The organism is Rhodococcus sp. P-2, from assembly GCF_016598535.1.
Lineage (GTDB): Bacteria > Actinomycetota > Actinomycetes > Mycobacteriales > Mycobacteriaceae > Rhodococcus_F > Rhodococcus_F baikonurensis.
Genome location: NZ_CP066779.1, coordinates 2,218,612 through 2,230,614 on the forward strand (window position 1 = coordinate 2,218,612; position 12,003 = coordinate 2,230,614).

A 12,003-nucleotide genomic window follows, 5' to 3' on the forward strand; every position below is an offset into this window, starting at 1 on the left:
TACTGTGACCTCTATTCTCGCTCAATCTGACAGTAGCCCCTGTCAGATTGACTGTAGTCTGCGTCACACCGAAGCGTCTGTCAATATCGACCTATGACTTCTCCTACGCCGCGGCGGTATGCCGGCCTGAGCGGCGACCAGCGCTCAGCACTGCGGCGCGAGAGCTTGCTCGAGGCAGGGTTGGAACTGTTCGCGGCCGCGGGCAGTCGAGGCGCCACGATGACCGCGATCTGTGCGCGAGCGAAGTTGACGGAACGCTACTTCTACGAAAGTTTTTCCAGCAGAGACGAACTGCTGGAAAAGATCCTGGACGGAATTGCCGACGAGGTTCGCGACGCCGGCCTGGCCGCGCTACGAACGAGCGAGGGGACGCTCGAGGAGCGCGCACGAGATGCCATCACGTCGTTCGTCAGCCTCCTCACCGACGATCCCCGCAAGGGGCGTGTGGCAATGATCGAATCCGCTGCATACGAACCGCTTCGCGCACACCGGCGCGCGGTACTGCACGGCTTCGCCCAGATGGTCGCGGACGAAGCCACGCGAATGTACGGCGACCGAGCTTGGCCACCTCATCAAGGTCAGATCAACGGACTGCTCTTCGTCGGGGGCCTTGCCGAACTGGTCACCGCGTGGCTGAACGAGGAGATCGCTATTACCCCTGACGAGATCGTCGAGGCGGCAACTTACCAATTCACGTCCACCGCACACCGTTGAGATGGAACCGATCGGCATGCGGTTGCTGCCCGCCACACCGGGATGGCGCGAACAGGCGCAATACTTGTCCCCATGAGTGAACGCGCAGACCTGCCCGGAACTGACCCCGCACAGTTTCGGGTACACGTCGCGTCTCAAGCGATCCGGTTGTTCTCGGAGAACGGGTACGAAGCCACCACCGTCGAGCAGATCGCCGCTGCCGCGGGCGTGTCACGTCGGACGTTCTTCCGGCAGTTCCGCTCCAAGGAAGACGTGATCTTCGCCGATCACGAGTCCCTCCTCGAACACGTGGCCGAGTTCCTGGCGTCCGATTCCGCCGACCCCTGGGCATCGGTGTGCGAGGCGGCGGGACTGGTCTTCGATTTCTTCCGCCGGAACCGTGACCTGTCGATGCGGCGATACCGCGTCGTACAGCACGTCCCCGCTCTTCGCGACCGCGAGCTCGTCACCGGATTCCGTTACGAGCGCCTCTTCGTCGACTACCTACGCAGCGCTGTCCCCCGCGAACCTGTCCTCGAGGTTGTCGGTTTTGCCGCAGCTGTCACCGCGTGCCACAACTACCTCCTGCGAAGCATGATCAAGGGTGACGAGGACGCCACGGCCGATGCGCTGAGTCAAGCACTGCTCGACGTTCGGCGGACGTACGGCGTGGCCCCTGGATCCAAGACCAGCGCGCCGGAATCGAAGTCCGTGCTGGTAGTAGCATTTCCCCCGGGCACTTCTGCCGAGGAGATCAGCAGAAAGATCCACGAACAACTCGGCTGACACTCCTCGTGCACCGAAACTTCACACACCCATCCCTTGACCTGGCACTCAGTGCCGTGTTTGACTGGGGTCATTGGCACCGGTCTGTCCGCGAATCTCGTCGGTAACGCCGGAGCCGCACCAACCGCCTTCAAGCCACCTTCACCAAGGAGCGTTCCCATGGCAGGAAACCCGGATTTCAATCTCTTCGCGTTGAACGAAGAGCACGACGAACTGCGGGCTGCTATCCGCGGACTCTCCGAGAAGGAAATCGCGCCGTACGCCAAGGACGTCGACGAGAACGCACGCTTCCCCGAGGAAGCACTCACCGCTCTCAACGCATCGGGCTTCAACGCCATCCACGTTCCCGAGGCTTACGACGGGCAGGGCGCCGACTCCGTCGCCACCTGCATCGTCATCGAGGAAGTTGCCCGCGTCTGTGGCTCCTCCTCGCTGATCCCCGCCGTGAACAAGCTCGGCACCATGGGCCTGATCCTCAAGGGTTCCGAAGAGCTCAAGTCCAAGGTGCTCCCGGATCTGGTCAACGGCGGAATGGCGTCGTACGCGCTGTCCGAGCGTGAAGCCGGATCCGACGCGGCCTCGATGCGTACCCGCGCGAAGGCTGATGGTGACGACTGGATCCTCAACGGCTCCAAGTGCTGGATCACCAACGGCGGCAAGTCGACCTGGTACACCGTCATGGCTGTCACAGATCCCGACAAGGGTGCAAACGGCATCTCCTCCTTCATGGTCCACAAGGACGACGAGGGCTTTGTCGTCGGACCGAAGGAAAAGAAGCTCGGCATCAAGGGCTCCCCCACCGCTGAGCTGTACTTCGAGAACTGCCGCATCCCCGGCGACCGCATCATCGGCGAACCGGGCACCGGCTTCAAGACGGCACTCGAGACCCTCGACCACACGCGTCCCACCATCGGCGCACAGGCTGTCGGCCTCGCCCAGGGCGCACTCGACGCGGCTCTGGCGTACACCAAGGACCGCAAGCAGTTCGGCAAGTCCATCAGCGACTTCCAGGCTGTTCAGTTCATGCTCGCCGACATGGCGATGAAGGTCGAAGCAGCACGCCTTATGGTCTACACCTCCGCTGCCCGCGCCGAGCGCGGCGAGAAGAACCTCGGCTTCATCTCCGCCGCCGCCAAGTGCTTCGCTTCGGACGTTGCCATGGAGGTCACCACCGACGCCGTGCAGCTGTTCGGTGGCGCCGGCTACACCACCGATTTCCCGGTCGAGCGCATGATGCGCGACGCCAAGATCACGCAGATCTACGAGGGCACCAACCAGATTCAGCGCGTCGTGATGTCGCGTGCGCTACTGAAGTAGGGCCTCCGGCCCTGTGCGCGGTTAGGCAGTCCATAGACTCCTTAACCGCGCACGGGGGCTTGTCCCCTGTCTGAAGAATCTTGAGGAGAATCGTGGAACTCGTAGGCGTAATCGGCGGCGGCACCATGGGTGCCGGCATTGCCGAAGTTTGTGCAAAAGCCGGTAGCTCGGTACTGGTGCTCGAAACCAAGGAAGAATTTGCCGCCGCTGCTCGCGAACGGATCGCCAAGTCGATCAACCGCGGCGTAGCCAAGGGCAAGATCACGCAGGAAGACGCCGACGCCGCCATCGCACGCGTTCGCGTCACCCTGGACATGGAAGAGTTCGCCGATCGCGATCTGGTGATCGAGGCGGCTCCCGAGATCGAAGCTCTCAAGTACGAGATCTTCGGCAAGCTCGACAAGATCGTCAAGCCTGCAGGCATTCTGGCGACCAACACCTCGTCGATCCCCGTCATCAAGATCGCCAAGGCCACCTCGCGCCCCGGCCAGGTTGTGGGCGTTCACTTCTTCAACCCCGTGCCGGTCATGCCGCTCGTGGAGATCGTGGTCAGCCTCACGACGTCCGAAGAGACCGTCCTCGCCGTCACCGACTACGCCAAGAACACGTTGCGTAAGAAGACGGTCCGCGCGGGCGACCGCTCGGGCTTCATCGTCAACGCTCTGCTCATCCCTTACCTGTGCCAGGCAGTCCGGATGCTCGAATCCGGCTACGCCACAGCAGAAGACATCGACGAGGCCATGAAGGGCGGCTGCGGCTACCCGATGGGCCCGCTGACGCTCCTCGACACCGTCGGTCTCGACATTGCCCTCGCAGCAGCCGAGTCCCTGTACGCGGAATTCGCAGAACCGCATTACGCTCCGCCGGCGCTGCTTCGTCGCATGGTCGACGCCGGTCGCCTCGGAAAGAAGACCGGTCGCGGCTTCTACGAATACGCCTGAGTCCGCCCGCTTCACTCTTCCGGCCCCTTACCTGTTGCAGGTGAGGGGCCGGAGTTGTTTCGGACAGATCTTGTCGAATCCATTGACAAATTCGCGTGGCGCAGCAAAAGTCATCATGTGACAACAACCGTTGTCACATGAGCGCAGGCGGAGGGGCCACCCAGATGAGCAGCGATGCAGACACGGGCACTCGTCGATCGAAGCCTCGAGAACTACGAGCCGATCCGATCGGCCCCGGCTCCCTGACATGGACACACTTCGGCGACGTTCGCGGTCTGCTGTATCTCGGACGCGCAGGCACCCTGCAGAACATGCACCCCGCGGTAAGTGGAGCGCTGCAGGATCATTCGAATTTCTTCGACAACCCGCTCGACCGCCTGTTCCGCTCACTGCCGCCCATCTACGGCGTCGTGTACGACCGGACCGAAGAGGGCACAGGCACGCTTGTTCGCAACTTCCACACCGATCTCAAAGGGATCGACGAAACCGGCGGGCGCTACCACGCCCTCGCTCCTGACACTTTCTGGTGGACACACGTCACGTTCTTCGAGGTGATTCTCGATTTCAACGAGCGATTCGCGTACAGGAAGTTCACGGCGGAGCAGAAGGACCAGCTTGTCCGTGAGGCCGTAACCTGGTGGCGCTGTTACGGACTCACCGATCGGCCGGCTTTCGACGACTACGCCAGCTTCCGCACGTATTGGGAAGACATGCTCAACAACCACTTGATCAACACCCACACCACAAAATGGTCGACGCGCATCGCCGAGCACGACATCGCGCCTGCTCCGAAGGTTCCGACGTGGCTGTGGCGTCTTACCTCACGCCCCACGATGGCTGTGGCGAACTGGATCGGCAAGGCACTGATGCCGGCGAAGGCGCGTGAGACCCTCGAATGGGAGTGGACGCTGCGCGACGAACGGATGTACTTCTGGTTCGCCCGCTTCCTGACATTGACAGATCGATTCTGGCATCTGCTGCCGCTACGACTGCGGTATGCACCGCGCGCCTACTCGGGCATCCGCGCGCAGGGTCTGTGAGCGCTCGTCGGTAGGCTGGAGTGCGTGCCAGCTCATCTCCCCTCCGACGCGATCAGTGTCCGCGTGGACAGCTGGACGTGGGCGGTTCGGCTGTTCAAGACACGCTCGCAGGCGGCGACGGCCTGCCGATCGGGACACGTTCGGGTCAATGGAACGTCGGCAAAGGCGGCTCAGCAGGTGAAAGCCGGCGACGAGGTGCGGGTGCGTGTATCCGGCATCGAACGCATTGTCGTCGTGGTCAAGCCGATCACGAAGCGAGTCAGCGCGGTGCTGGCCGCCGATTGCCTGCAGGACAATTCACCACCCCCACCGCCTCCCGAACTGATTGCGTCCATTCCGCGACGTGATCGCGGCGCCGGCAGACCGACCAAGCGCGAGCGACGTGACCTCGAGAAGTTGCGCGGCCTCGAGCCGTAACCACCGCCTCGAACGCGTCACGACCTCGAAACAGGCTGACGCAGAACCGTCTTCAGTTTCTCGGGCGCTGTCCGGCGAGCGTCACCGAGATAGATCTCGTGATGATCGCCGTTGAAGCTCAGGCCGTTCGCCGGGATGAACGTATTGTGCAAGCGGTCAAGGGTGGGAGCCTCGTCGTCGTAGGAACCTACGTGAAGAATCTGGACGGACAGGCCCTCCTCCAATTCGAGGAACCGCACCTTGTCCAAAGCCGCCACGTTCTTCTTGGCGCGGACCGCTTTGGCTCGAACTGAGGCGATCGCCCCAGACAGTTCGGCCTGAGTGATCCATTCCGGTTGCGAGATCATCATCGTCCAATCCCACGACGCCTTGTCCCGTGTCACGAACACTTCGGGATCATCTGCCCGCCACAACCCTTCCAGCGGGCCAACGACGAAGTCGCGATCCAGTTCCTTCTTGCTCGCGAATTTTGTCGAGTACGACACTGAATACAGCGCTTCGAGCGCGTCCGCGTACTCGGTGGCAGTGTTGGGGTCGCCGTGACCGTCGACAGCGAAGTAGCCGAAGCGTGGAACGGTCACGAGGGCAAAATCGCGGCGCCCGGGCGAATAGAGTTCCTTGTAGACCTTTTTGACGTCGTACTTCTCCATGCGGCACCTACCTGAGCTCGGACCAAGTTCAACATCAGGAAACTAGCCGAAGGTGCCGACAACCGAATAGCGAACCAGCGTCCCCTTGTTAATAGACCAGTGGACCTTTACTCTGGACGGGGTGACTACACACCAGACGACCGACGTCGCCCCAGCAGCACGTCGCAGACCGTTGCGGATCGTGGCTATTTCGGCGATTGTCGCGTCGATCTTGGCTCTATTGTTCGTGTATCCGTGGTGGAGCTTGTTCGTCCGACCGGACTGGCCGACGGCAGTCACAGTCTTCGGCACCGTTCTGTTTGCCGCCCTCCTGGTCACTCTGCCTGTCACCATGGTGCTCAGCCACGGACACACCGATCGTGATCCCATTCGCCTGGTCGGCGACGCACTCCTCGGAATCATCTGGGTCGTGTTCGTGTGGACGTTGCTCGGCGAAGTCCTGAGACTCGGACTGCTCGTCGGCGGCGTGGATGACCCGCTTCGATCGAGAATCGTTGCCGTTGCGGCCCTGATCACCTCGGCCGCTCTGCTGATCTGGGGCCACCGGGAAGCCATGAGACTGCCACGGATCAAGCAGGTCGACGTCACCATCCCTCGCCTTGGTGCGGGGATGGACAAACTTCGGGTAGTCGCGATCACCGACACTCACTTCGGGCCGATCAATCGCGAGAAGTGGTCCGAGCGCGTCATCGCGGCAGTCAACGATCTCGACGCCGACATCGTGGCCCACGTCGGTGACATCGCCGACGGAACGGTAGAGCAACGCCTCGGCCAAGCGACGCCCCTCGCATCGGTCGAAGCCAGGCTCGCTCGCGTCTACGTGACCGGCAATCACGAGTACTTCCACGAGGCTCAGGAGTGGCTCGACTACATGACCTCGATCGGCTGGGACGCGCTGCACAACCGCCACCTCGTGGTCACCAAGGGCGGAGACAGACTGGTCATCGCCGGAGTCGACGATGCGACAGCGTTGGGATCGAAACTCGACGGGCACGGCGCGAACTTCGACATGGCCCTGGCCGGCTCCGACCCCGAATTGCCGATCCTGATGCTCGCCCACCAACCGAAGCAGGTTACTCAGTCCGCTTCTGCGGGAGTGGATCTGCAGCTCGCCGGTCATACCCACGGCGGACAGATCTGGCCCTTCAACTTTCTGGTGAAACTCGATCAACCGTCGGTACACGGGCTTACCAGGCACGGAGAACGTACGCAGCTGTACACCAGCCGGGGAACCGGATTCTGGGGTCCGCCCTTCAGGGTGTTCGCACCGAGCGAGATAACCGTTCTGACGCTGCACAGCGCCTGATCGTTCTCAGCTCGTTCGGGTTGCCGCTCGCGCCGACAACCCGACGAGCTGGTTGATCAGACCTTCACGCAGGCCGACTGCGAACATGTCGGAGGCCGGGGGCGCCTGCATCTCGTTCAGTACGACGACCATGGATTCAGTCGGCTCGGCGGTCGGCCACAAGCCGGCAACGATCACCAGGGTCACCTTGGCGAATTGAGCGGCGTCGCCCTCCGAGAGATGGGACAGTTGCGAATGAATCAGCGACGCAAACCTTCCCGAGTTGACCGTCGCCCGCTTCTTGAAGTCACGGGCGAAGTCGACGGAGATGTTTCTTTCGAGAACACCGGCCATGACACTCATCAACTCGCACAGTAACCGCTGTGAGACAAGCGATTCCGCAACCGCGGATGCCACATGAATTTCAGCGGCGAACGGTGACTCGTCACCGGCCGGAGTCAACGACTCGGACAACCCGTCCAACCACGCAACCCAGTTCTCGTCGAGCACTTCGAGAAAGATGGCTTCGCGACTGTCGAAGTACCGGAGCACGTTCGACTTCGCCAGGCCGACGCTCTCACTGAGCTCACGCAGGCTGATGTCGGCGACGGGTCTGGACCCGAGCATCGCGCGGGCTGCATCGAGAATCGCGCACCGACGTGCTTCGATCTGCTCGGGCCTGCGCGCGCGCTGGAATCCGTGGGTCGCCACCATCACGTAAGATTATCAGACCATCGTTCTATTGTTTGCTGCACTGCGGGTCAATTGTCCGAAGGTGCATGCTGCGCCACGACTCCCCTCGACGCCAGTTCGCGACGCAGCGAATCGGTATCGACGGACGCGAGATCGACTCGGTGCGTGCGGGTGGCCAAAGCTCGGACCTCCACGGACAGATCTGCCACCTGCTTACGCGTCGCGGCCTGCCCTGCCTCGTCCTGTTCCGCCACTCGCTCGACCAACCAGGAAGCGAGTGTGGCAGTTACGATGCCCAGCAATGCAATTCCGCCGATCATCAACGCTCCGGCGATCAGGCGCCCGGTTGTAGTGACAGGAGCCATGTCTCCGTAACCGACGGTCGTAACCGTCTCCATCGCCCACCACAACGCCGTCCCGTACGACGTGATGGCGGCGCCCTCAGCGTGCCGCTCGGCGTCGAGCATGGCCAGTGCCGCGACACCGATCAGCAAGGCCGTAGCCCCGGTGGCGTAAACAACCACTCGTCCACGCAAGCTTTGCCCGCTCGAGCGGTGGACTATAGCAAGCAGGGTGACCAGTCGAAGGAGGCGCAAGGGACGCAGCATGGGTAGCACCACCATCGCCAAATCCAAGAGATGCCTGACGAACCAGCGACCGCGAGCAGGAGCCAACCACAGGCGAACTGCGTAGTCGACGGCAAATACGACCCACGCGGCCCACATGATCCATTCGGTCAGGCGATGCGGGAAGCCAGTCGGTTGCGCCAGGACTTGGTACGCGTACGCCACCAAGAACAGGCAGGCCGCAGCGGTCAAGGGGATGTCGGTGGTGAGCTGCCACCGCTCCGACGTCCACGCAGTGCGGCGGTGCACCGACTTCGTCGATTCGTTCATCCGAGAAGTCTTACACCACTGCTACCGCGTGACCGGCAGAACCGACTCAGATCCGAGTGTGCGTCAAGATGTTGAGCGCCATGGGAACTGCCTCGATCGTGATGGGCAACGGCCCCACCCGATCGCCGTCCGCGTAGGCGATGATGCCCTCGGAGACCAACCGCACCTTCTTCGACCGATACGTCTGCACCGCATCCAAGGAGACGTGAGTTCCCTTGTACACCCGCGGAAACAGGCGCACCAGACGCAACCTCGAACCGTGCCCGACGACGGTCAGATCCAGCAACCCGTCCGACTTCGACGCTCCTGGCGTGATGAGCATGCCGCCACCGTACGAGCGCCCGTTGCCGACAGCCACGAGCGTCGCGTCCACCGTGATGACCTCGTCGTCGAGTTCGATCCGGTACGGCAACGGCTTCATCTTCGCCAACTCGGCGAGCATCGCCAAGTTGTAGCGCATCGGCCCCTTGGGCCAGGACATCCGATTGGCCCGTTCACTGACCAGCGAATCGAATCCGCTCGCGATGATCGTTCCCGACCAGACGACGGAACCGTCGGCAAGCGTGATCTTCGCCAGGTCGGACTGCTGCACGACGCCGTCGGCGATCACATCGGCGGCTGCCTCGGGATCGCCTGTGGGAATGCCGAACTCACGGGCGTGATCGTTACCGGTGCCTGCCGGGATGAGCCCGATGGGCGTGTCGGTCAAGGCAGCAGCCTGCAATCCGATACTGATGGCGCCGTCGCCGCCGACCACCACCAGCGCGTCGGTACCTTCCTCGATCGCACGACGCGCCAACTTCTTGGCGTCGTCGGCGTCGGTTCCGATGATCTCGGTGACGGCAACTCCCCGAGCACGCAGTCGCGCAACACCTTTGCGTCCGGCCGCAGGCGCGTGACCATGCCCCGCCATCGGATTGATCAGGACGGTAACCTTCTCGATCTGACTGCGGGTTTCGGTCACGGAATCAGCTTTCCAGGATTGAGGATGCCGGCAGGGTCCACTGCATTCTTCACTGCGCGAAGGATATTCGCGCCCAATTCGCCGATCTCGTCCTTCATCCACGGGCGATGATCAGCGCCGACTGCATGATGATGGGTGATCGTGCCGCCGGCCGAAATGATCGCATCGCCCGCGGCAGTCTTCGCCTTGTGCCACTGAGCGATCGGGTCTTCGGTCTGCGCGCTGACCACTGTGAAGTACAGCGAAGCGCCGGTCTTGTAGGTGTGCGAAATGTGGCACATGACGAGCGGCTGAGTACCCTGCTCGACGAGAGCCTTCGTCAGTGCCTCGGTGACCGAGGAGCGCAGGTTCGCGAGGTTGCCCCAGGTGGTCGCCGTCTCGAGGGTTTCACACAGCGCACCGACATCGAGGAGAGCGTCACGCAGATACGGTGCATCGAATCGCCCGTGCTCCCAACTATTTCCGGGCTCCTCACCGAGCGAAGTTCCACCGTGAGCGGTGAGAATTGCGCGGGCCTCCGCCATCCGTTCAGCGGTGTGCGAAGCCGTGCCCTCGTAGGTGGTGATCCCGAGGCAACCACCGGTGAAGGCGTTCTCACCGATCTTGTCGGTGGTCGCCAGATTCACGCCACTCTCGGCCTCGTCGGACAACCGCAGGACGGTCGGAGCCGATCCTTCCTGAACCAGCTCACGCAATGCGGCTGCGCCGGTAGCGAAGTCGGGGAAGCTCCATCCCTCGCGCACGGTGGTTTCGGGCAGGCGGTGAACCCTTACACGCACGTGCGTGATGACGCCGAACGTGCCCTCGGAGCCGACAAAAAGCTCACCCAGATCGGGGCCTGCAGCGGATGCCGGCGCACGCCCGGTCTCGATCACGCCACTCGGGGTGACAACGGTGAGGCCCTGAACCATGTCCTCGAAGCGCCCGTATCCAGCCGACGCCTGCCCCGAAGAACGGGTGGCGGCGAACCCGCCCAGAGTGGCGAACAGGAAGCTCTGCGGGAAGTGCCCCACCGAGAAGCCGTGCTCACGCAGAAGCTCCTCGGCGCGTGGACCGGTGGTTCCGCCGCCGAACGTCGCGATACCCGATTCCTCGTCCAACCCGACGAGCTGATCGAACCTGCGCAGATCGAGAGATAGAACTGCGTCGAACCCGTCACGAATGGGATCGAGCCCGCCGACGACGCTGGTGCCACCACCGAACGGGACCACTGCGATCCGGTTGGCAGAGCAGTATCGGAGAACCTGTTCGACCTCTGCGTCTGTCCCTGGAGTGACGACTACGTCCGGTGCGTCCTGCGGCTCGGCGCTACGACGGCGGAGCAGATCCGGGGTGCTCTTGCCACCGGCCCGAAGGATTCGATCCGAATCCTTGGTGCTGACGTACTCCGCCCCGACCATCCCGGCCAGCGCTTCGACGTGCGACTGAGCCATAGCGGACGGAACCACCTGGACGTCTTCGATCGCGAGGCGCGATCGCGTCGGTGCGGAGACACCGAGAAATCCGGTCAACAGTGATGTGACTGCGTCCGACAGTTCACGCTTCTTGGCCGGATCGCCCCAGGCGTCCCACTGCATCGGCGGTTGCAAGGCAGACTTTTCGGTGCTCATAGACACTAGTGTTACATATTTGTGTGATGTGTAAACATCCCGGTTGATCGAGCTGTCGATCAACCCATCGTCTTGGATCCGTCGATGGCTTCACGAAGCATGTCCGCGTGGCCCGCATGCTGGGCCGTCTCGGCGATGATGTGCAGCAGTGCGCGCCGCGCTGACCAGCGAGCTCCCACTTCGAACCACGGCGCCGACGGCAGTGGATGCGAGATGTCGAGGCTGTCCAGCGAGGCCACCAACTCGTCGGTCCTCGCCGCGATCCCCTCGTATTCGGACACGATGCTTGCCAAGGTCTCACCCTCGACCATGGCAAATTCGTTCGCCCGTTCCTGCTGCATCTCTTCCGACCACTGGGTCGGGTCGAAGTCACCACCAAGTCCGGCCGGCCCTTGCAGAATGAAGTCGACCCAACCCTTTTCTGCCTGACCTACATGCTTGACCAATCCGCCGAGGCACAGTTCGCTCACGGTCGGCCTCGAAGCAGCCTGGTCGTCGGTGAGGTTCTTGACGGTGAAGAGCAAGAATTCGCGATGCTGACGCAGGCTCTGGAGGAGATCCGCGCGCTCGCCGGTGACGGTGGCAGTCGGTGCGTTCATGATGTTTTCCTTCGCTCGTGGGTTCTTGTCTGTGAGAACTACGTTAGAAGTCATTGCGGACAGAAACGGTCCTCAATAGAAAACGATCAAGAAAAAACTCCCGGCACCCACC

General features: G+C 62.4%; 13 protein-coding genes. 7 read left to right on the plus strand and 6 right to left on the minus strand.

The genetic code is table 11. The features are described 5' to 3' along the window. Positions 1–93 precede the first annotated feature (93 nt). From I7X09_RS10500 to I7X09_RS10525, 6 genes are all read left to right on the plus strand, one after another. Positions 94–714, plus strand: a complete 621-nt coding sequence (locus I7X09_RS10500) for a TetR/AcrR family transcriptional regulator (RefSeq protein ID WP_124567781.1) — start codon at positions 94–96, stop codon at positions 712–714. A 72-nt stretch (positions 715–786) separates the two neighbouring features. Next, positions 787–1,479, plus strand: a complete 693-nt coding sequence (locus I7X09_RS10505) for a TetR family transcriptional regulator (protein ID WP_095968854.1) — start codon at positions 787–789, stop codon at positions 1,477–1,479. A gap of 159 nt (positions 1,480–1,638) precedes the next feature. Continuing rightward, complete coding sequence (locus I7X09_RS10510; RefSeq protein WP_003939784.1) at positions 1,639–2,796, plus strand: acyl-CoA dehydrogenase; 1,158 nt, start codon at positions 1,639–1,641, stop codon at positions 2,794–2,796. 92 nt (positions 2,797–2,888) lie between these two features. Then, positions 2,889–3,737: a 3-hydroxybutyryl-CoA dehydrogenase gene (locus tag I7X09_RS10515; protein WP_020909078.1), complete on the plus strand. Its 849-nt coding sequence runs from the start codon at positions 2,889–2,891 to the stop codon at positions 3,735–3,737. A gap of 137 nt (positions 3,738–3,874) precedes the next feature. Continuing rightward, positions 3,875–4,777: an oxygenase MpaB family protein gene (locus I7X09_RS10520; RefSeq protein WP_234036877.1), complete on the plus strand. Its 903-nt coding sequence runs from the start codon at positions 3,875–3,877 to the stop codon at positions 4,775–4,777. 24 nt (positions 4,778–4,801) lie between these two features. Beyond that, entirely contained in the window at positions 4,802–5,194 is a 393-nt protein-coding gene (locus I7X09_RS10525; RefSeq protein ID WP_003940158.1) for an RNA-binding S4 domain-containing protein, read from the plus strand. 17 nt (positions 5,195–5,211) lie between these two features. Here I7X09_RS10525 and I7X09_RS10530 read toward each other — a convergent pair whose 3' ends face one another. After that, entirely contained in the window at positions 5,212–5,844 is a 633-nt protein-coding gene (locus I7X09_RS10530; protein WP_095968533.1) for a GyrI-like domain-containing protein, read from the minus strand. A 121-nt stretch (positions 5,845–5,965) separates the two neighbouring features. Between I7X09_RS10530 and I7X09_RS10535 the strand changes: the two genes are divergently transcribed. After that, positions 5,966–7,150 carry a metallophosphoesterase gene (locus I7X09_RS10535; RefSeq protein ID WP_133727069.1) on the plus strand — a complete coding sequence of 395 codons (1,185 nt, stop codon included), beginning with the start codon at positions 5,966–5,968 and terminating at the stop codon, positions 7,148–7,150. 6 nt (positions 7,151–7,156) lie between these two features. On the opposite strand, the gene I7X09_RS10540 is transcribed toward I7X09_RS10535, so the two are convergent. The 5 genes from I7X09_RS10540 to I7X09_RS10560 all read right to left on the minus strand — a co-directional run bounded on the left by I7X09_RS10540 (position 7,157) and on the right by I7X09_RS10560 (position 11,891). Then, positions 7,157–7,843: a TetR/AcrR family transcriptional regulator gene (locus I7X09_RS10540; protein ID WP_200316692.1), complete on the minus strand. Its 687-nt coding sequence runs from the start codon at positions 7,841–7,843 to the stop codon at positions 7,157–7,159. Between the two features lie 47 nt (positions 7,844–7,890). Continuing rightward, a complete protein-coding gene (locus I7X09_RS10545) occupies positions 7,891–8,718 on the minus strand; it encodes a potassium channel family protein (RefSeq protein WP_133727070.1) in 828 nt (275 codons plus the stop codon). Positions 8,719–8,764: 46 nt separating this feature from the next. Next, a complete protein-coding gene (locus I7X09_RS10550) occupies positions 8,765–9,631 on the minus strand; it encodes a diacylglycerol kinase (protein ID WP_044480093.1) in 867 nt (288 codons plus the stop codon). A 47-nt stretch (positions 9,632–9,678) separates the two neighbouring features. Then, positions 9,679–11,259, minus strand: coding sequence for an FAD-binding oxidoreductase (locus I7X09_RS10555; RefSeq protein ID WP_133727401.1), 1,581 nt, complete (start codon positions 11,257–11,259; stop codon positions 9,679–9,681). 92 nt (positions 11,260–11,351) lie between these two features. Continuing rightward, positions 11,352–11,891, minus strand: coding sequence for a DinB family protein (locus I7X09_RS10560; RefSeq protein ID WP_095968853.1), 540 nt, complete (start codon positions 11,889–11,891; stop codon positions 11,352–11,354). Positions 11,892–12,003 lie beyond the last annotated feature (112 nt).

Bases quoted from the DNA above. Each gene is read 5' to 3' on its own strand.
- I7X09_RS10520 (WP_234036877.1), top strand. From the start codon at position 3,875: ATGAGCGCAGGCGGAGGGGCCACCCAGATGAGCAGCGATGCAGACACG.
- I7X09_RS10550 (WP_044480093.1), bottom strand. From the start codon at position 9,631: ATGGCGGGGCATGGTCACGCGCCTGCGGCCGGACGCAAAGGTGTTGCG.
- I7X09_RS10530 (WP_095968533.1), bottom strand. From the start codon at position 5,844: ATGGAGAAGTACGACGTCAAAAAGGTCTACAAGGAACTCTATTCGCCC.
- I7X09_RS10510 (WP_003939784.1), top strand. From the start codon at position 1,639: ATGGCAGGAAACCCGGATTTCAATCTCTTCGCGTTGAACGAAGAGCAC.
- I7X09_RS10505 (WP_095968854.1), top strand. From the start codon at position 787: ATGAGTGAACGCGCAGACCTGCCCGGAACTGACCCCGCACAGTTTCGG.
- I7X09_RS10500 (WP_124567781.1), top strand. From the start codon at position 94: ATGACTTCTCCTACGCCGCGGCGGTATGCCGGCCTGAGCGGCGACCAG.
- I7X09_RS10545 (WP_133727070.1), bottom strand. From the start codon at position 8,718: ATGAACGAATCGACGAAGTCGGTGCACCGCCGCACTGCGTGGACGTCG.
- I7X09_RS10540 (WP_200316692.1), bottom strand. From the start codon at position 7,843: ATGGTGGCGACCCACGGATTCCAGCGCGCGCGCAGGCCCGAGCAGATC.
- I7X09_RS10555 (WP_133727401.1), bottom strand. From the start codon at position 11,259: ATGCAGTGGGACGCCTGGGGCGATCCGGCCAAGAAGCGTGAACTGTCG.
- I7X09_RS10560 (WP_095968853.1), bottom strand. From the start codon at position 11,891: ATGAACGCACCGACTGCCACCGTCACCGGCGAGCGCGCGGATCTCCTC.